The sequence below is a fragment of the Pseudoflavonifractor capillosus genome (assembly GCF_016899775.1).
Lineage (GTDB): Bacteria > Bacillota > Clostridia > Oscillospirales > Oscillospiraceae > Lawsonibacter.
Map to the genome: position 1 here is coordinate 19,991 of NZ_JACJJE010000029.1, position 19,128 is coordinate 39,118.

Annotated in this window: 14 protein-coding genes and 1 pseudogene; 7 read left to right on the top strand and 8 right to left on the bottom strand. The window is 60.4% G+C overall.

Features of this window, described 5'->3' with window-relative positions; translation table 11 throughout:
• Positions 1-31 precede the first annotated feature (31 nt).
• The 6 genes from H6B31_RS10115 to H6B31_RS10140 all read left to right on the top strand — a co-directional run bounded on the left by H6B31_RS10115 (position 32) and on the right by H6B31_RS10140 (position 6,126).
• Entirely contained in the window at positions 32-799 is a 768-nt protein-coding gene (locus H6B31_RS10115; protein ID WP_191436673.1) for a LamB/YcsF family protein, read from the top strand.
• A 62-nt stretch (positions 800-861) separates the two neighbouring features.
• Positions 862-2,136 carry an NRAMP family divalent metal transporter gene (locus H6B31_RS10120; RefSeq protein ID WP_204898405.1) on the top strand — a complete coding sequence of 425 codons (1,275 nt, stop codon included), beginning with the start codon at positions 862-864 and terminating at the stop codon, positions 2,134-2,136.
• 78 nt (positions 2,137-2,214) lie between these two features.
• The gene (pxpB, locus tag H6B31_RS10125; protein WP_204898406.1) at positions 2,215-2,952 is read left to right on the top strand and encodes a 5-oxoprolinase subunit PxpB; all 738 of its coding nucleotides are present in this window, start codon (positions 2,215-2,217) and stop codon (positions 2,950-2,952) included.
• Positions 2,949-3,890 carry a 5-oxoprolinase subunit C family protein gene (locus H6B31_RS10130; protein WP_204898407.1) on the top strand — a complete coding sequence of 314 codons (942 nt, stop codon included), beginning with the start codon at positions 2,949-2,951 and terminating at the stop codon, positions 3,888-3,890. The genes pxpB and H6B31_RS10130 overlap by 4 nt, the downstream gene beginning before the upstream one ends.
• 56 nt (positions 3,891-3,946) lie before the next feature.
• Complete coding sequence (locus H6B31_RS10135) at positions 3,947-4,768, top strand: putative hydro-lyase (protein ID WP_204898408.1); 822 nt, start codon at positions 3,947-3,949, stop codon at positions 4,766-4,768.
• An 845-nt stretch (positions 4,769-5,613) separates the two neighbouring features.
• Positions 5,614-6,126 carry a hypothetical protein gene (locus tag H6B31_RS10140; RefSeq protein ID WP_204898409.1) on the top strand — a complete coding sequence of 171 codons (513 nt, stop codon included), beginning with the start codon at positions 5,614-5,616 and terminating at the stop codon, positions 6,124-6,126.
• Between the two features lie 57 nt (positions 6,127-6,183).
• On the opposite strand, the gene H6B31_RS10145 is transcribed toward H6B31_RS10140, so the two are convergent.
• The 7 genes from H6B31_RS10145 to rsxC form a co-directional block, all read right to left on the bottom strand.
• The gene (locus H6B31_RS10145) at positions 6,184-9,543 is read right to left on the bottom strand and encodes an S-layer homology domain-containing protein (protein ID WP_204898410.1); all 3,360 of its coding nucleotides are present in this window, start codon (positions 9,541-9,543) and stop codon (positions 6,184-6,186) included.
• 312 nt (positions 9,544-9,855) lie between these two features.
• Positions 9,856-10,767, bottom strand: coding sequence for an RluA family pseudouridine synthase (locus H6B31_RS10150; RefSeq protein ID WP_204898411.1), 912 nt, complete (start codon positions 10,765-10,767; stop codon positions 9,856-9,858).
• Positions 10,764-11,180, bottom strand: coding sequence for a hypothetical protein (locus H6B31_RS10155; RefSeq protein WP_204898412.1), 417 nt, complete (start codon positions 11,178-11,180; stop codon positions 10,764-10,766). The genes H6B31_RS10150 and H6B31_RS10155 overlap by 4 nt, the downstream gene beginning before the upstream one ends.
• The gene (locus H6B31_RS10160) at positions 11,177-11,380 is read right to left on the bottom strand and encodes a helix-turn-helix transcriptional regulator (protein WP_191346415.1); all 204 of its coding nucleotides are present in this window, start codon (positions 11,378-11,380) and stop codon (positions 11,177-11,179) included. The genes H6B31_RS10155 and H6B31_RS10160 overlap by 4 nt, the downstream gene beginning before the upstream one ends.
• A gap of 144 nt (positions 11,381-11,524) precedes the next feature.
• Positions 11,525-12,109, bottom strand: coding sequence for an Rnf-Nqr domain containing protein (locus tag H6B31_RS10165; RefSeq protein ID WP_204898413.1), 585 nt, complete (start codon positions 12,107-12,109; stop codon positions 11,525-11,527).
• Positions 12,110-12,142: 33 nt separating this feature from the next.
• Positions 12,143-13,798, bottom strand: coding sequence for an RnfABCDGE type electron transport complex subunit D (locus H6B31_RS10170; protein ID WP_204898414.1), 1,656 nt, complete (start codon positions 13,796-13,798; stop codon positions 12,143-12,145).
• The gene (gene rsxC, locus H6B31_RS10175) at positions 13,795-15,120 is read right to left on the bottom strand and encodes an electron transport complex subunit RsxC (protein WP_204898415.1); all 1,326 of its coding nucleotides are present in this window, start codon (positions 15,118-15,120) and stop codon (positions 13,795-13,797) included. Before rsxC ends, H6B31_RS10170 begins: the two co-directional genes overlap by 4 nt.
• Positions 15,121-16,007: 887 nt before the next feature.
• Between rsxC and H6B31_RS10180 the strand changes: the two genes are divergently transcribed.
• On the top strand, positions 16,008-16,487 hold the full coding sequence (locus H6B31_RS10180) for a hypothetical protein (protein WP_204898416.1): 480 nt from the start codon (positions 16,008-16,010) through the stop codon (positions 16,485-16,487).
• Between the two features lie 76 nt (positions 16,488-16,563).
• Here H6B31_RS10180 and H6B31_RS10185 read toward each other — a convergent pair.
• Positions 16,564-19,128 (bottom strand): annotated as a pseudogene (locus H6B31_RS10185) (hypothetical protein); the annotation flags it as partial.

The window sequence follows — 19,128 nt, forward strand, 5'->3', positions numbered from 1 at the left end:
ACTGACTATCATTTGCAAGGAGGCAATCCGTATGTACAAAGTAGATCTGAACAGCGATCTGGGTGAGAGCTTCGGCGCCTATACCATCGGCTTGGATGAGGCGGTCATTGCTCACATCTCCTCCGCCAATGTGGCCTGCGGCTATCACGCCGGCGACCCCCTGGTGATGGACAAGACGGTGGCTGCCGCCAAGGCCGCCGGCGTGGCGGTGGGCGCTCACCCCGGCTACCCTGACCTCATGGGCTTCGGACGCCGGAACATGGTGTGCTCCCCCAAGGAGGTCAAGGCCTACATCCAGTACCAGCTGGGCGCTCTGATGGCCTTCACCGCCGCCCACGGAGTGAAGCTGCAGCACTGCAAGCCCCACGGCTCCTTGTACAACATGGCCGCCAAGGATATGGACCTGTCCCTGGCCATCGCCGAGGCCATCGCCGAGGTGGACAAGGACATCATCCTCATGGGCCTGGCGGGCAGCAAGATGCTGGAGGCCGGCAAGCAGGTGGGCCTACGGGTGGCCAGCGAGGTCTTTGCCGACCGGGCCTATCAGGCGGACGGCTCCCTGGTGCCCCGGAAGCAGCCCGGCGCGGTGATCCACGACAAGGACGAGGCCATTGCCCGCACCATCCGCATGGTCACCGAGGGCAAGGTCACCGCCATCACCGGCGAGGAGGTGTCCATTGACGCCCACTCCATCTGCGTCCACGGCGACAACCCCTCCGCGGTGGAGTTCGTCAAGAACATCCGGGCGGCCCTGAACGCCCAGGGCGTGGAGATCGCCCCGCTGTCTGAGATCGTGTGATGTGTGACTGAGAGACAGACATAAGGAGAGACCCCTGAATTTCATATCATGGGAGGTACATTATGAGCAAGGAACCTAACACCCTGAATCAGCCCGCGGCAAAACCCAGCCGCTCGGTGCTCTTCGGCGCCGCCTTCCTGATGGCCACCTCGGCCATCGGCCCCGGCTTTCTGACCCAGACCTCTACCTTCACCGCCCAGCACGGGGCGGCCCTGGCTCTGATCATCGTCATGGCCATTATCATGGATATCACCGCGCAGATGAACATCTGGTCGGTGGTCACCGTCTCCAAGATGCGGGCCCAGGACGTGTGCAACAAGCTGCTGCCCGGTCTGGGCTACGTGATCGCCGTCCTGGTGGCCATCGGCGGCCTGGCCTTCAACGTGGGCAACGTGGGCGGCGTGGCTCTGGGCTTCAACGCCATGTTCGGCCTGGATCAGACCATCGGTGCGGTGGTAGCCGGCTGCCTGGGTATCATCATCTTTATCAACAAGAACGCCAAGACCATCATGGATAAGGTGGCCACCCTCCTGGCCGCCATCATCCTCATCACCGTGCTGGTAGTGGCCGTCATCTCCCAGCCTCCTCTGGGTGAGGTGGCCAAGGGCGTGACCCGGGTGGACTATCTGCTGAACCCTGAGAACAACGCCTTCACCGCGCTGACCACCCTGCTGGGCGGCTCCTGCGGCGGCTACATCGCCTTCTCCGGCGCCCACCGGCTGCTGGACGCCGGCATCTCCGGCCCCGAGAACGTGGGCCATGTGCGTAAGAGCGTCATTCAGGGCTGCGGCACCTCCGGCCTGGTCCGTATCCTGCTGTTCCTGGCGGTGCTGGGCACCTGCATGAGCGGAACCCAGTGGCTGGCCGAGAATGCCCAGATCATCACCGATGCCGCCAACGGCGGCAACCCCGCCGCCGAGGCCTTCCGTCTGGCCGCCGGTGAGTTCGGCTACCGCCTGTTCGGCCTGTGCCTGTTCTCCGCAGGCGTGTCCTCCGTGGTGGGTGCGGCTTTTACCTCCGTCTCCTTCCTGAAGACCCTGCACCCCTTCATCAACAAGTATGAGCGCCAGTTCGTGGTAGGGTTCATTGCCTTCTCCACCCTGATGATGGTCATTGTGGGCAACGCCGCCCAGCTGCTCATCGTCGCCGGCGCCTTCAACGGCCTGATTCTCCCCGTGACTTTGGGCGTTATGCTCATCGCCAGCCGCAGCAAGCGGATCGTGGGCACCGAGTACAAGCATCCCATCCCCCTGATCATTCTGGGCGCCATCGTGGTGGCCATCTCCCTGTACTCCGGCGTCCAGGCCGTCCCCGGCATCCTGCAGCTGTTCGGCTGATCCCAGGTGAACATTTGATCCCAGCGCCCGGCAGGCCATCTCTTTGGTCTGCCGGGCCTCACAAGAAAGGAGCCTTCTATGGCTGATGTAAGATTTCTCCTCTCCGGGGACTCCTCGGTGACGGTGGAGTTCGGCAATGAGATCAGTCCGGCCATCAACGCCCAGATCCGCGCCTTCACCATCGCCCTGGAGGAGAGCAAGCTCCCCGGCATTGTGGAGGTGGTCCCCACCTACCGCTCCCTCATGGTCCACTACGACCCCGGCGTCATCCTCTATGACGAGCTGGTGAAGGAGCTCAAGGGCCTGATGGGCCAGCTGTCCAATATTCAGATCCCCCCCAGCGATGTGCTGGAGATCCCCGTTCTTTACGGCGGGGAGGCGGGCCCGGATCTGGACTTTGTGGCGGAGCACAACCACAAGACCCCGGAGGAAGTGGTCAAGATCCACACCTCCACCGAGTACCTCATCTATATGCTGGGCTTCACCCCCGGCTTCACCTACCTGGGCGGCATGAGCGAGGAGATCGCCACCCCCCGGCTGAAGCAGCCCCGGGTGAAGATCCCCGCCGGGTCGGTGGGCATCGCCGGCTCCCAGACCGGCGTGTACCCCATTGACTCCCCGGGCGGCTGGCAGCTCATCGGCAAGACCCCGGTGCGCATGTACGACCCGGACCGGGCAGAGCCCATCCTCCCCAAGGCGGGCGAGTACATCAAGTTCTATTCCATCACCCAGGCGGAGTTTGACGCCATCGCCGCCCAGGAGGCGGCGGGCACCTATGAGTGCAAGCGCCATCCCAGAAAGGAGGGCGGACAATGAGCATCACGGTATTGAATCCCGGCCTGCTGACCACCGTGCAGGACATGGGCCGCATCGGCTATCAGCAGTTCGGCGTGTCCGTCTCCGGAGTCATGGACCCCCGGGCGGCGGCCACCGCCAACATCCTGGTGGGCAACCCGGAGGACGAGGCGGTGCTGGAGTGCACCATGCTGGGCCCCCAGCTGCGCTTTGACGCGGCCAACACCATCGCCCTCACCGGCGGAGACCTGATGGCCTCCCTGGACGGGCAGCCGGTGCCCACCTACCGGGCCATCGCGGTCCAGGCGGGACAGACCCTCCGGTTCCAGGCCCCCAAGACCGGGTGCCGGGCCTACATCGCCTTCACCGGCGGCCTGGACATCCCACAGGTTATGGGCAGCCGCTCCACCTACATGAAGGCCAAGATCGGCGGCTTCCAGGGCCGGAAGCTCCAGAAGGACGACGTGATCGGCTTCCGGGCCCCCGGCGCCCCCAAGAACCTGAACGAGCGGTACATCTACCCCGAGTTCATCCCCCGCCCGGTGTACACCATCCGGGTGGTCATGGGGCCCCAGGACGACGCGTTCACCGAGAAGGGCATCGCCACCTTCCTGGGGGAGACCTACTCCGTCACCAACGAGTTTGACCGCATGGGCTGCCGCATGGACGGCCCGGTGATCGAGCACGTCACCGACGGCAACATCATCTCCGACGGCATCGCCTTCGGGGCCATCCAGGTGCCCACTGAGGGCAAGCCCATCATCATGATGGCCGACCGGCAGACCACCGGCGGCTACACCAAGATCGCCAACGTGATCTCCGCCGACTTCCGCCTCCTGGGCCAGCTGAAGGCCGGGGACAAGGTGAAATTTGAGAAGGTGTCCATCCAGGCCGCCCAGGAGGCCCTGCTCAACCAGCGGGCCGCCCTGCGCACCCTGCGCCGGTCCCTGGACATGTAACCGACACGGGCTCCGTCCCGCCGGGGCGGGGCCATGAGACAGAAGGGATGGTAACTATGGCCTTTGACATTACCCCTTATATTGACAAAAAGCCCTCTGAGGTGCGGGAGCTCATCCGCCAGGGCGTCATCGACTTCCCCACCGCCGGCATGTGCCGGGGCTACGCCCAGGCCAACCTGGTGATTCTGCCCCCCGAGTACGCCGACGACTTTGAGGAGTACACCAAGAAGAACCCCTTCCCCTGCCCGGTGCTGGAGATCATCCGGGGCACCCCGGAGACCCACGCCATGGGGGAGGGCGGGAACATCGTCACCGACATCCCCCGCTACCGGGTGTATGAGAACGGCGTGTTCACCAAGGAGCTCACCGACGCATCCGACTATTGGAAGGACGGGTATGTGGGCTTCCTCATCGGCTGCTCCTTCTCCTTCGAGGAGGCGCTGATGGCCGCGGGCATCCCCGTGCGCCACATTGAGATGGGCTGCAACGTGCCCATGTACAAGACCAACATCCAGACCGTGAAGGCCGGCCCCTTCGAGGGCCCCATGGTGTGCTCCATGCGCCCCATGACCCCGGAGCAGGCTCAGGTGGCCTATGACATCACGGTGAAGATGCCCAACGTCCACGGAGCACCGGTGCAGATCGGCGACCCGGAGAAGGTGGGCGTCATGGACGTGATGAAGCCCGACTACGGCGACCCGGTGGAGATCCGGGAGGGCGAGGTGCCCGTGTTCTGGCCCTGCGGCGTCACCCCCCCGGCGGCGGTGGAGAACGCCAAGCCCCCCATCGTCATCACCCACGCCCCCGGCCACATGTTCATTACCGACATTTTGAATACTGAGCTCAACGACTATCTGGAAGCTCAGAAGCACAAATAAAATTTCTATCTCCTTTTCATATCAAGGAACCGGACCCGGCGCGGGGGCGCCGGGTCCCCTCCTTTCTTTGAAAAAGAAAGGAGGCAAAGAAATTTTGTGCGAAGCTCCGCTTCGCCTCTGCGGTTTAAGGGACAGGTCCAAAACCTGTCCCTTTTTGTTTTTCCTAAGCCCTCCCCCCTGGGGGCCGACTCCCCTTGTCAAGGGGCCGATTCCCCCTGTCAGGGGGAATCGGCCAAAGGCCAAAAGGGGTAGGGATGATGTCCCGAAGGGCCAGAGGGGATAGGGACAGGTGCCCCAGTGCGCACACTGGGGCGGATAAGGGGCCAGGTTCCCGCCCCCTCTCCTGTAGGGGCGCACATTGTGCGCCCGCCGTTTCCCCCCAAAAAACTCCGCCGTAGGGGCGGGTGTCCTCACCCGCCCGCCAAAAGAGAGCGGATGAGAGACAAAATCCCAAAGACGTCAATGGAGTGCACCGACGTAGGGCGGGGCTTGTCCCCGTCGCCCCTTTTGTAGGGCGCGGCCTCCCGGACGCGCCGCCTGGGCTTACCACGTCTTCGCCGTGGGGGCGGCACACTGGGCCGCCCCCCCAACAGGCGCACTCCGCCCTAATTCCCAATATATGTATCCAAACGTCCCACAATGGGAGCAATTCCACCCTATTTGAGTAGACCGAGAGCCTTCCCCCCACAGGGGGGAAGGTGGCTGGCCGCAGGCCAGACGGATGAGGGGGCTTGAGAGAGCTCAACACCTCTGTAGTCACCCTCATCAGTCACCCTGACGGGTGACAGCTTCCCCCTTCTAGGGGGAAGCCTGACCCCCACCCCAAACAAGGAGGAATTTATACTATGGCGACCAATCAAACGACCAATTATCAGCTGAACCAGTGGGAGCCCACCGACCAGGTTTTACGCACCGACTTCAACGCCGACAACGCCAAGGTGGACGCGGCGCTGGCATCCAAAGCGAATCAAACTGCTCTGGACAAACTGAGCGGTTCACTGGAGGATTTATCCCAACGAACAGATATGCTGGAGACTCAGATAGTCAAATGCGGGACCTGCAAATTTGAGACATTCAGCTACGTGGGTACCGGGACGAACCAAACCGTTCCCCTTCAGCTATCCTTCACCAACCCCCCGCTTTTCTTTGTGATACAGGGAGGAAACGGGATCCTGTTTGCGGGACAGGCCAGCGGGCGGGCAACGGTGATCGTTCAGGGGATGAACGTATATTTTATGGAGAGTGCGGTTACGTGGAACGGAACTCAGGTGACTTACGGCGCACCTTCTGCGTCCTACCAGATGAACGAGGCAGGGTTCACTTACTGGGTTTTTTCAGTTTATGAAGAGACCGAATAAAAGGTGGAGTCCGGACATATGTCCGGACTCCACCTTTTTAGAGTTGAAATATACCCATTAGCTCCACTGAATTTGCACGGTACGATCTGCATTGAAATCAGCCGTAGCGGTCAAGGTCAGAGTAATTGTTTTCTGATCCCGGCTCAGAGAACCATCGGTAACTTTCAAAGCCGCATGATTTGTTGCCGCAGTGTTCACATTGTTCTGAGACAGAACTCCGCCAGCATAGTACAGGGTCACAGTCACAGACTCACCCTTGGCGAGATACACATCTGTAGCGCTGGTAACAGCAACATTGGGGGCGTACTGGCTAACAAGGGTGACCTCGCCCAGTTCCACAGCGGTGTCAGCAATGGTGTAGGTCTTGTTGCCGACCTTCACCTTGTAGTTGCCACTACCGTCGGTGTCCAGATCATCGATGTTGGTCACACCGAAGTACTCCTCGATGGACTCCAGCACGTCGACCTTCTTATCGCCCTTGCGCTGATACACGGTGCCGGTCAGGCCGTCCAGCACCAGCTCACCGTTGGCAGTGCCGTCGCCAGTGTAGGAGGGCTCGTTGGGCTCATAGGGATCGGCAGTGTCGCGGATAATCACGGTGGTAGCGGCGCCGTCCTCCAGGATCGCGCTGATGGTGTAGTCATACTTCTGGTTATCGTAGCGCTCGTTCAGGCTGTCAACGATATCTTCCAGATTGTCCACACCGGTATCGAAGGTGGTCTCCATCTTCTTCCGGTTCAGTTGCTGGAGCACGATGTTCACGTCCTCAGCCACGAAGAAGCCAGTCTCGGAGGTAGTCTTGACGTACAGAGTGCTACCGATCATGGACAGCTGGTCGGCCTTGATGCCCTCGCTGTACAGGACGGTATCCTCAGCCTTCACAGAGGGAGCGATATCGATATCCTCGTTGATGTACTTCTCAGCGTCGGCAACACCGGCGGTACCAGCCCAGGCGATGGGTGTACGGCCGATGACATTGCCCTCGGCGTTCAGCTTCACCTCATACCAGGTATTGGGAGCCATGCTCTCCAGGTAGGTGCTGTCGTCGGAAATCTCAGTCAGGGTGACTTCCTCGCCGTTCATGACGACCTTGCGGGTCCAGGTCCACTCGTCGGTGGCCTTGTCATAGGACTCCTGCTCCACAGAGTCGGTGTGGGTGTACACCAGGTTCTTGGAGGCGGCGTCATCCTCGCCTACCACTACGGCGGCGATGATGTAGCCGTTGCTCTTGTACAGAGTGTACACACCGGCGGCATGATAGAGGGGGTTAGACGCGGGGTTGGTGTCTTCATCAGCCTCCTTAGAAGCCTCGACATTGCTCCACACGGTCAGGTTGGCGTTCTTGACGCCGGTGGTCACGTTGGCCACATCGTCGATGATACCGACCTCATGACCCTTATACTCGATCTCGGCCAGCTCAGCGGTCAGGTAGATGGTGGCGTCGTTGCCGTACACGCTACTGAAGCGACCGGCATTGGGACGGCCATCCAGGGCGATGTTCTTCTTGTTGATCTCCAGGGCACCGGGCTTGTCAGAGTCCACTGTGGTGGTCTGGTTATACTGGGCGACCTTGCTGTCGTTGTTGGTGCCGCCGGGGATAGTGGTATCGTCAGTAGCCTCGACAACCTTCTTCACCGTGTACACGCCGTTGTTGTTGACGGTGTAGGTGCACCAGATGTTCAGGATAGCATCATAGGTATTATTCTGGATATCAGCATCAATATCGCTCTTGCTCCAGTTGATGTCGATGGTCTCCATGGTGCCGTCCAGGAAGATGGCGCTGGCCTTGGCAGTCTTGTTGCCCAGGGCGCTCTCGCTGGTGTCAACACCAGTGATGAACAGGTAGTTGTTGGGGGTCTCCACCAGGTCAACACCGATGGCGTAGCCGTACTTGTCCAGATAGACGTTGTAGGTCAGGTCCTTCAGGTTGATGGTGCCGGTGTCGCTGGAGGTGTAGTTGTCCAGGACCTCCACGTCGTAGTCGGCAGTCTCAGCATAGCTGTACTTGGTGCCGTCCACGGTGACATTGGAGCCCTTCTTGAAGGCGGTGATCTCGGTGTCGGAAATGACCTCGGCCTTGGCAATGGCCTGGACCTCGCCCTCGGCCACATTCACCAGATAGGCCTCGCCGTCCACAACGTCCTTGACAATCTCAAAGTCCTCAAGAGCAACTTCCACATTCTTGACGCTGCTCTTGTCGGCCTTGATCAGCTCGTCCTTCTGCTTATCCAGGTTGTGGACCTCGAAGGAAGCCTCTTCCTTCTTCTCGTTGTAGTCATCCTCAGCAATCGCCAGATAGGTGTTGATGATGGCGATGTCGACCTGCTTCTCATCGGTATCCACATAGACCTCGGTCAGCACGCCGTTGCCGGTGCCGCCGATTGCGGTCTTGTCGTTCTTGCTGATGTCAGAAGCGGTGAATATATCGCTGTTGACCTTAACATCGTCCTCTCCATCGATGTAGACATCCATGGTATAATCGGTGAGAGTGGACTTGCCCAGCAGGTCATACAGATCCTTGCTGGAGACCTCAGCGGTATAGGACTGCTTCAGCAGCTCGCGCTTGGCGTAAGTGCCGATTTCCTTGCCGTCATACTCCCAGTAGCGGGCGGGGCGGCCGAACACATCGGTGGTGTTGTCGTTCAGCTTCAAGTCGCCCATGTACAGCTGCTCGCCCAGCTCTACGATGGACTTACCGGCATCGGTGGTGTTGCTGGTGGAGCGAGCATCGTCGATAGCGGTAGCATAGGTCTGATTGCTGGTGATGTAGCTGTAGGTGACGTTGTTGTTGATGGTCACGTCACCAATGGTCCAGCTGCCGTCAGTGGAAGCCTCCACAGTGCCGGACTTCAGAGTGTTCAGCACCAGCTGAGCCACGTCGTTGCGGGTCATGGCCTGGGTCACGCCGGAGTCCACGCCCACGAACAGGTCGATGTTGTTGCCCTGACGGGTGGTGGCCAGCTGCCAGTCGCCGCCGAAGTCAGAGGCGTACTGGAAGTAGCCCAGAGCCTTCATCAGCATCAGAGCAGCCTGAGCGGTGGTCACGGTGTCGGAACCGCCGTAGATGGTGTCGCTGTAACCGGCGGTGATGCCGTTGGTCCAGCAGGCGGCCACGTAGGGCTCAGCCCAGGCGGGCACGTCGGTGAAGGGGCTGGTGTTCTTGTAGCTGGCGACATTGTACTCCATCAGGTTGGCCATGATAACGGCCATCTCGTTGCGGGTGACGTTCTGATCAGGGTTGAAATCGCCGTTCTCGTCGCCGACCATGATCTCCACGGCCTGGAGAACCTCGATGGCTTCCTGATTGTCCTCAGAAGTCACGTCCGCGTAGCTCGCGGCGCTGGAGCCCATCACCATCAGGCCGGAAATCATGGCCGCGGTGAGACCCAGGCTGAGAGCACGCTTCAGGTTTCTCATTGGAATTCCTCCTTTTAAATTCAGGTTCGGAGGAAAGTTTTCTGCCAAAACAAGGAAGAAACTCCCTTAAACTAGAAGAAAAAGGGATTTTTAGCCAACTATGACAGCATAACGCCCCTTGCATGCTCCAAAACGTACTCAAAACGCAAAAAAGAGGGAGAAACCCGCGGGTTTCTCCATCAAAAAATTACCATGGTAGACATCTGGTAGACCGCCTCCCAAAAACAGCAAAAAGAAACCGCCGGAAACCCTTGGCGCGCAAGGCTTCCCGGCGGTAGACCTGGTAGACGTCTGGTAGACCGGAGATGCGTTTCAAGGCGATGACTCCATGTTAGGGAAAGCCAGAAGGCGCTCCATATCTTGAGGAATGGGCTGGGTAAACTCCAGGCGCATTCCAGTAATGGGATGCAGGAAGGCCAGGCGGGCCGAGTGGAGCGCCGGTCTGGAGATCAAACTGGATTCTGTTCCGTAGAGAAAGTCTCCCACCAGGGGGTGGCCCAGATAGGACATGTGGACCCGGATCTGGTGAGTCCGCCCGGTCTCCAGTTGGAGCCGGAGCAAGGCAAAGGGACCGTTTTGCCGCAGGGTCTCATAGTGAGTACAGGCGTGTTTCCCGTCCGGCCGGACCGTCTGTTCCACCAGCGATCCCTCACAAGGCCCCAGAGGAGCGTCAATGGTGCCGGAGGGCGGGGCGGGTGTTCCGACACAGACAGCCAGGTAGGTCCGCTGAAAGTCGGGGGTGTGGAGCTGACGCTTCAGCACCTCCTGGGCGTGGGGATGGCGGGCCACCACCAACAGGCCGGAGGTCCCCCGGTCCAGGCGGTGAACGGGGTGAAAGTCCCCCTCTTCGCCCTCCTGATCGTAATAATTGAGCAGAAAATTGCCTATTGTATCGTCAAAATGGCCTGGTCCGGGGTGGACTGTCACCCCTGGCGCCTTATTGAGTACCAGCAGGTCCTGGTCCTCGTACACAATGTCCAGAGGGCCAGGGGCGGGGACGATGCCGCTGCGCCGCTCCGGGTCAGAGAGGCGGACAGACAGCACCTCCCCTGCTTTGGGGATGTACCGGGTATTGACCCGGCGGCCGTCCACCAAAATTCCATCTTCCAGCCACTTGATTCGCCGCACCACAGTGCCGGACAGGCCCAGGCGGCGTTTGAGCAGGGTGTCCACCTTGATCCCGGCCAGCTCCGGCCCGATGGGCAGCTCCAGACGGCGGCTCATAGCTTTTTGGACCAGCGGTACAGGTGGAACATGTAGAAGGCGCAGTGGAGCACCAGCACAATGGGAGTGATCACCATCCAAACGAGTTCTCCCAACACCAGAGCGATCACAAAGGGGACCCACAGCAGCCACAGGGTCCAGTACCAGCTGTCATAGGCGGCGTGGGTGCGGATGGCGATGCTCCGCTCATCCCGCTCGGAACGCTCCACCTCCCGCCGGTCCTCAGGGGACAGGGCACGCATGGTCACCGAGAGGAACAGCTTGCTTCCGCCCAGACCGATCAGCGCCCCGCCCAGACCGGCGCACAGGCCCACACCCCCTGCGGGCAGTTGCTCGTCCAGGATAAATACGATGCCAAACAGGACCAGACCCAGCACCACTGCGGCGGCCGGTACGATCAAATTCTTCTTCATGTGGACTCCTCCTCAAACAGAAATACTTCCTCAATGGTAAGCCCGAAATACCGGGCGATCTTGTGGGCCAGGAGCAGGGAGGCGTTATACCGCCCATTCTCCAGGGAGATAATAGTTTGGCGGGTGACGTCCACCGCCTCGGCCAGCTCCGCCTGGGAGATGCGCCTCTCCTTCCTCAGTTCTGCAATTCGGTTTGTCAAATTCTCGCCTCCTCCTAAAAAGTAAAGCTCGCTTTACGATTTTAGTATAGCACACTTTACATATATGTCAAGCCTGCTTTACGTATTTCTGCAAAAAATTGCCCCGCCGGTTTTCACCGGCAGGGCAAACGGAAACATGGTGGCTCAAGACAGGTGCAGCCCATAGAAGCCCACCAGGGAGAGGGCCATCAGGCCGACAGTCACAAGTTCGATGGGGATGCCCTGGAAACTCTTGGGGCAGCTGGTGAGGCTCACTTCCCGGCGCAGGCCGGCCAGACACATCAAAGCCACCGTCGCCCCTGCGCCGCCGAAGAATCCAAAGAGAAGGGCGGCCCCCAGGCCATACCCCCGCTGGGCGATGAGCAGCGCCGCGCCCATGGCCGCGCAGTTGGAGGTGATGCTGGCCAGATTCTCATCCATCCGCCGGGAGAGCTCCGGCACACAGTTTTTCAAAAAGTACCGCAAGCCGGCTACCACAGCCGGTCCCACCAGGGCAAACACCAGGGTCTGAAAGTAGCCCAGTGCAAAGTGCTGAAGCAACTGGTCCAGCAGCCAGGACAGCAGCGCCGTGAGGGTCATCACCGCCGTTAAGCTGACGCCGGTGCGCCAGGCGTCCAGCGGGTCCTGAAAGGCCTTGGTGCGGGTGCCGATGCCCAGACAGTTGACCAGAATAAAATTTTCCGACAGCAGGGCGGCCAGAGCTACGCCCGCCAGTTGAAATGCGGTCATTCCCTGCCGCCTCCTTTCCCGCGCTGGGAGCGGTCAAACTTCGCCGTCCACATAATCGACGCTCCCTTCCGTATCCAAATTGGCCACAATGGCCAGGGCCTGGTTCACACAGGAGGTCACCGCCTCCGAGGTGGCGGTGGCGCCCGAGGCCGCGTCCACCGAGTTGTCCCCCGCGGTGCGGATGGTGCCCGACTTGCCTACATACTGGTCCAGATACTCCTGCGTCATGGCGTCGGTTCCCACGCCCTCGGTCTCCTGATGGCTGGTGATGGCCACGCCGGTGACCTCGCCGTTGGTGTTGACGCCCACCACGGCGGTCATCAGACCGCCGAAGCCGTGGGCCTGGACCTCCACACAGTAGCCCACCAGACCGCTGTCGTTGTAGCCCGCCGTGATGCTCAGGGCCCCGGAGGCATAATAGGGGGTCTCCGTGCGTATGGTAGCCTGAGGCATGACCTGGTCCAGCAGGGCCTCCTGGGCCTCGGTCTCGGCCCGGACGGCGGCATAGTCGGTGGCCCGGTGGACACCGAAGATCATCAGGCACACGGCCAGGAGCACACCGCCCAGGGCCGCCCACTGGCGCACCTTGCCCTTGAGCTCGTCCAGATAGCCCTCGCCAGGCATGGTGCCGTCCCCGGCCCGGGCCAAGAATTTCAGCTTAGGCGGGACAAAATGGATGGCGGCAAGGCTCTCCTTCAGCTGCTGTCCCCAGGAGCGGACCAGAGCGAAGCGTCCCATGCCGAAACGCCGGGGGATGGCGGCCCGGTCCATGAGCCACACGCAGCAGTTCATGGTCAGAATGGCCCAGCCCACCCCGTCGGGGTAGGAGCCGAAATAGCGGAGCAGTACGGTGAGCACGCCGCAGCCCACGCCAAAGATGGTCTGTCCCAGGGGGGTGACCGGAGTGGTGGTGTAGTCCGAGGCCATAAAGACAGCCCCCATCACCAATCCGCCGCAGCACAGCTGGGCGGTCATCCAGGCCAGCGCTCCCTCGTCTCCTCTGGGAAACAGGAGGGTAAGCAGGGCCACTGTCCCCAGATAGGCCAGCGGAATCCGTGGGGTGATGACCCGCCGGGAGACCAGATACAGTCCGCCCAGCAGCAGCATGAGCACGGGGACGCCTCCCATGGCGCCGCCGTGCTGGCCCAGCAGCATCTGCCCCAGGGTCAGGTCCGGCACCACTCCGGTGTGGAGGACGGCCATGGGAGTGGCGGAGGATGCGGCGTCCACGCCCTGGATCAGGCCGGGCCGCTGGAACGCGTCCACCCAGCTGGTCATCAGGCCGGGGAAGGTACACAGCAGGGTCCGCCCCGCCAGAGCGGGATTGAGGAAGTTGCGGCCCAGCCCTCCATAAAACTGTTTAACGATGACAATGGCAAACAGGCCGCCCAGGACAGGGGCCCAGTAGGGGGCGGTGACCGGAAGGCTCATAGCCAGCAGCAGGCCGGTGACGCAGGCGGACAGGTCGCCGATGGTATTGCTCTGTCCCCGCAGGCGGCGGTAGCCGTACTCGGCCAGCACGCAGGTGCCCACGGATACCGCGGTCAGAGCCAGCACCCGGACGCCGAACAGAAAGACCGCCATAGCCAGGGCGGGGACCAGGGCGATGATCACATCCAGCATGGTGGAGGAGATGGTGGCCGGCTGGGCGATCTGAGGGGAAGTCCGGTGAATGGTGGGTCCGTTCATGCCTGTTCCCCTCCTTCCGCCAAAATAGTCCGTGCCTGCCGCACCAGATCCGCCAGGGGGATATGGGACGGGCAGATATAACTGCAGCAGCCGCACTCCATGCAGTCCTCCAGATGGAGCTGAGGTAGGCGCTCCCGCTCTCCCATGCGCATCGCCCGGTAGACAAAGGCCGGGTTCAGGTTCATGGGGCAGGAGGAGACGCAGTGCCCGCACCGGACGCACACCGTCTCCGGCTGATCCGCACCGCCGTGCTCCTGCTTGGTCAGGCACAGCAGGGCGTTGGTGTTTTTCACCACCGGGGCCTCCAGATCCGTCTGGACCGTCCCGGTCATGGGCCCGCCGGTGAGGATGATGGCCGGCTCCTCCTTCAGGCCCCCCGCCGACTCCAGCAGGCAGCACAGAGGGGTCCCGATGGGCACCCACAGGTTCCGGGGCCGGGCTACGGCCCCGCCGCTCACTGTGACCGCCCGGTGGGTGACGGGCTGCCCCTCCAGAAGGGCTGCGCGGACCATATAGGCGGTGGCCACATTGAACACGGCGCACTTCACATCCACGGCCGACTGGCCCGGGGGCACCTCCCGGCCGGTGATGGTGCGCACCAGCTGTTTTTCCATCCCAAGGGGATAGCGGGTCTCAATGGTGACCAGTTCCACCGACCGGCGCTTCCGGCGCAGGCGGCGCTCCAGAAACTCCACGGCGTTGAGCTTGTCGCCCGCCACCACCAGCACCGCCCGGTCCGCCCGCAGCAGCTGAGAGAGCATCTGGACCGACTGGAGCACCTGGTCTCCGTGCTCCAGCAGCAGCCGGTGGTCCGCCGTCAAATAGGGTTCGCACTCCGCGGCGCTGACGATCAGGGTGTCCACCCGGCCCACCGAACGGGCGATGCGCAGGTGGGTGGGGCTGGCGCCCCCGCCCATGCTGGTGATGCCCGCCTGACAGATGCGCTCCAGCACCTGGGCCCGATCCATCCGGGACCAGTCCATGGGCTCGGGCAGATCGGGACAGGCGGTATCCTGACCGTCATTGTCGATGACGATGGCGTCCCACCGGCCGCCCCAGGGGTGGGGGCGGGGCTCGATGGCCCGCACCCGACCGGAGACGCTGGAGTGGACGTACACGCCCCCCTCCTCCGGCTTGGCAATCACCTGGCCCACCGTCACCTTGTCCCCGGGCTTCACCACCGGGACAGCCCCGCCGCCGGTGCACATGGTCAGGGGGATGGCCACCTGCTTGGGGGGCTCCTCCAGAGGCATGATGGGCTTGCGCCGGGTACTCTCCTTATAGGAAGCGGGGTGGACCCCGCCTAAAAATCTTCGCCGCATGACAGACCTCCCCGGGCCCGAGGCGCCCTCCGCCCCGCCGGCCCGTATTTTGTCGTAGGTTCGTATCATTCCTATGATACTCACTCGAGGGGACTATGTCCAGTCTGACGGATAAAAATTTACATTTGCGTATCAAATTTGCCGGAGGAGGATGGTTTTTCTGTGACTTTTCTGCATGAACAGGGGCTTCTCCTGCCGTCTTTTTGCGCTCTCTCCCTCTGCGGGTGCAGCCCCATATGGCTGCCTGCTTCGCAGGACTCTTTTCCCCTGTAGGGCGCGGCATCCCAGACGCTTCGCCTCGCGTGGCTTTTCTCCGCCGGATGTGGTTCTTTGACCTTTGTTTTCACAGGGACCGATGTCCCCATCGGGCCGCTTGGTGGCTAGTTTTGCCATGGGATTTCGCCGCCTGCGGGCGGCGGGTTTCTTCCCAAGCGATGGGAAAGAAACCAAAGGATCGCCGGGGGCCGACTCCCCTTATCAAGAGGAGACGTCGCGCAGCGACAGAGGAGATCGGGATCGGTCACACATTAGGGCGGATGAGGGTGCCCCTTGAAAGCCTCCCATTCCTCGGCACGGCGTACCTTGCCTCTAATTTCCAATATATGTATTTAAACGTCCCACAAAACACGAAATCCCTCCTTATTTGAAAGAGCCGGACGCACGGGCGCATGATACGCGACCCTACACGGCGCGGCTGACCCGTAGGGCGCGGCCTTCTGGACGCGCCGCCCCGGCGCGGCGGCATCTTGTAGGGCGCGACGACTCGGCGCGCCGGCCGGTGTCCGGCCACTGTGGGAAAACGCCCCGCGCGTTCTGCGTGTAGGGGCGGCCCCATGTGGCCGCCCGCCTCGCTATCACCCCAACACAAATAAGGAGGAATTTTGTTTATGGCAACCAATTACACGGAACACTATGAATTGAACCAGTGGGAACCCACAGACCAGGTTTTACGCACCGACTTCAACGCCGATAACGCCAAGCTGGACGCGGCGCTGACGGACCTGGCAGAAACAGCGGCGCTGCTGGAAGCGTCGGTTGTCAAACTGGGGAACTGCCGGGTAGAGACCATGAGCTATGTGGGCACTGGAACATACGGTGCTGAGGCACCCAACACCCTCACGTTCTCGGCCCGGCCCAAATTTTTGATCATCGCAGGTATCCGCGCCATTGTGTTCATCTGGGAGTCCGGGGCAAACACTATGGTCTGTTCCGGGGCGGGCAACTATGACGCCGGCATGTCGGACCTCGATGTCACCTGGAAAGGCAATCAAATCAGTTACTACGGCCACCATGTGATTGCGCAGCTGAACAACAGCGGTTCTATCTATCAGGTAGTAGCTTTTTACGCAGAGGATGAACCAGAATAATAATGAATCCCTCCGGGCATATAGCCCGGAGGGATTCACTGCTACATTAAGTGAACTATATTGAAATTCTACTTAATCAGTTGTAGTTAGGGGTGAAGAGGGTGGTCTCATCACCGCAAACCAGCATGTACTGCTGGCCCTGGGTCAGACCTTCCAGCTTCATGAAGCCCCAATCCTTACCCTCGGCCACCTCAATGGTGTAGGTGCCCAGATCAACAGTGGTGCCGCCGTTGACCATGTACAGGGTAACATTGTACTCGGTAGCGCTAGTAACAGCCTTCTCGGTGGTAACCTTGATGCCGTAGTCGCCGGACTGAGCCTTTACATAATCCAGAGTCGCCAAACCACTGTTGTTAGTGGTGTTGTCACCCGGATCATAGCCGCGGTCATTGGCGGTGCAGTTCAGGATGATGGTGGTAGCCACGCCGTCCTCCAGGATCGCGCTCACATCGCCGATGAAGTTCCGGTTCAGATCGTCGATGGCGTCCTCGAGGCCCTTGTAGCCCTCGTAGCTGTCATCCACATCGTCGAACGGGTTGCCCTTTCCGTCGGCGTTGGCCAGAACGACCTTCACGTCAGGGGACACGGAGAAGCCGGTCTTGTCATTGAGAATTACCCACAGAGAACCGTTCTCATACTTCAGGCTCATCTTATCGGTATCAGCAAAAGCCTGCTGGTAGAGGACCAGATCCTCAGCATCCACGGCAGTCTCCACCTGATCGATTTCATCGATATAGCCGTCCGTATAAGTGGTATCCGTCAGCTTGCTGTCCAGAAGTTCAGCACTCTTCACAGTACCGTCGGCATAGAAGGTGACCTTGTACCAGTGGCCCTGCTCCATGGAGTTCTTGCTGTTGGTGCCGATCACATCCAGGCTGTCGTCCACATAGGAGATCTCAGTCAGCTTGCCGTCGATGACCACCTCACGGGTCCAGGTGTACTCGTCGTTGGCCTTGTCGTAGCTCTCCTGAGAGACGTTGCTGCTGGTGACATAGGCGAAGTCAGAGGAGACACCCTGGTCCTCACCGATGACGACCACGCCGAGAGCCCAGCCCTCGTCGTCCCACACGGTGTAGATCTCAGCAGTGGGGATGTACTCTGCGGTCTTATTAGAGTCAGCAGTGTTGAAGTTGACATCCTTGACCTCAATATCGGTGTTCTTAACGCCAGTGGTAACGTTATCTACCTCACCAATAACGCTGGTGAGCTTCTCATCCTTATCCTTAATGTTCTCCAGAGATACATTCAGGTAGACGGTATCGTCGTTGCCATAGACATACCTGCTAGAATCGGACTTCAAGGAGATGCTCTTCTGATTGATGTTCTTAGAGTTTCCGGTGCCCAGATCCCAAGCATACTGGTCCTTGGTATCCTTCAGAGTGTACACACCGTCGTTGCTCACGGTGTAAGTATACCAGTGGTTGACAATGGCATTGCTGGAAGAAGTGTTCTTGCCATCCCAGGTCAGATTGCTCTCCCCCAGAGGATCACTCTTCTTGGTGTTGACCTCAATGACCTCCATGGTGCCGTCCAGGAAGATGGCGTTGGCGTCCACATTCCGGTTGGTCAGGTTGCTGTAGTTCTCGTCCACGCCGGTGATGAACACATAGTTCTTAGCGGGGTCCACTTCCTCGACACCGATCACATAACCATAGTTGTCCAGATACACATTGTAAGTGGAGTCCTTCAGGTTAATGGTCTTGATGCCAGTGTAGTCGCTATTCAGAGTGTCGCCGTCATAAGAGGCAGAGTCAGAATAGTTGTACTTGGTCCCGTCCACAGTCAGGTTGCCATCGTAGCCGTTCTTAAAGGCAGTGATCTCGGTATCGCTGATGGTGTCAGGCAGTTCCAGAGACTGGATGGCGCCGTCGGCCACGGTGACCAGATAGATGTCGCCGTCCACGATGTCCTCAACATCGAAGTCATCATTGGTGACGGTCAGGGTCTCATCCGACTTGCCGGGAGCCTTGACAAACTCGTCCTTGCCGGCGTCGTCGATGCCCCAGATATCGAAGTCGACCTCTTCGGTCCGATCATCATAGTCCCCGTCGGCTTTGGCCAGATAGGTATTGATGATGGCGATGGTGACTTCCTTATCGTTGGTGTCTACATACACTTCAGTCAGCACGCCGTTGCCGGTCTCACCCACAACGTCGGTGTTGCCGCGGACCAGGTTGCCCTCAGTGAAGTATGCAGCGTCCAGGATGTCCCGGTTGTCCTCAATCGCATCGATACCATCCACATAGATGTCGAATCCATATTCCTCGATGGTGGACTTGCCCAGCAGATCATACAGATCGCGGCCGGTGATTTCGGTGGTGTAGGACTGCTTCAGCAGTTCCTTCTTGGCATAGGTGCCGATCTCGGAACCGTCATACTCCCAGTAGCGGGCGGGACGGCCGAACACATCGGTAGCCTCGTCGTTCAGCTTCAGGTCGCCCATGTACAGCTGCTCGCCCAGCTCCACGACGTAGCGGTTGGCGTCGGTGGTGTTGCTGGTGGACTTGACGTCGTCGATGGCGTCAGCGTAGTCCTGGTTGCTGGTGATGTAGCTGTAGGAGACGTTGTTGTTGATGGTCACGTCACCAATGGTCCAGCTGCCGTCAGTGGAAGCCTCCACAGTGCCGGACTTCAGGGTGTT

Coding starts and splice junctions, on each gene's coding strand:
- H6B31_RS10115 (WP_191436673.1), top strand. CDS start 32: ATGTACAAAGTAGATCTGAACAGCGATCTGGGTGAGAGCTTCGGCGCC.
- H6B31_RS10120 (WP_204898405.1), top strand. CDS start 862: ATGAGCAAGGAACCTAACACCCTGAATCAGCCCGCGGCAAAACCCAGC.
- pxpB (WP_204898406.1), top strand. CDS start 2,215: ATGGCTGATGTAAGATTTCTCCTCTCCGGGGACTCCTCGGTGACGGTG.
- H6B31_RS10130 (WP_204898407.1), top strand. CDS start 2,949: ATGAGCATCACGGTATTGAATCCCGGCCTGCTGACCACCGTGCAGGAC.
- H6B31_RS10135 (WP_204898408.1), top strand. CDS start 3,947: ATGGCCTTTGACATTACCCCTTATATTGACAAAAAGCCCTCTGAGGTG.
- H6B31_RS10140 (WP_204898409.1), top strand. CDS start 5,614: ATGGCGACCAATCAAACGACCAATTATCAGCTGAACCAGTGGGAGCCC.
- H6B31_RS10145 (WP_204898410.1), bottom strand. CDS start 9,543: ATGAGAAACCTGAAGCGTGCTCTCAGCCTGGGTCTCACCGCGGCCATG.
- H6B31_RS10150 (WP_204898411.1), bottom strand. CDS start 10,767: ATGAGCCGCCGTCTGGAGCTGCCCATCGGGCCGGAGCTGGCCGGGATC.
- H6B31_RS10155 (WP_204898412.1), bottom strand. CDS start 11,180: ATGAAGAAGAATTTGATCGTACCGGCCGCCGCAGTGGTGCTGGGTCTG.
- H6B31_RS10165 (WP_204898413.1), bottom strand. CDS start 12,109: ATGACCGCATTTCAACTGGCGGGCGTAGCTCTGGCCGCCCTGCTGTCG.
- H6B31_RS10170 (WP_204898414.1), bottom strand. CDS start 13,798: ATGAACGGACCCACCATTCACCGGACTTCCCCTCAGATCGCCCAGCCG.
- rsxC (WP_204898415.1), bottom strand. CDS start 15,120: ATGCGGCGAAGATTTTTAGGCGGGGTCCACCCCGCTTCCTATAAGGAG.
- H6B31_RS10180 (WP_204898416.1), top strand. CDS start 16,008: ATGGCAACCAATTACACGGAACACTATGAATTGAACCAGTGGGAACCC.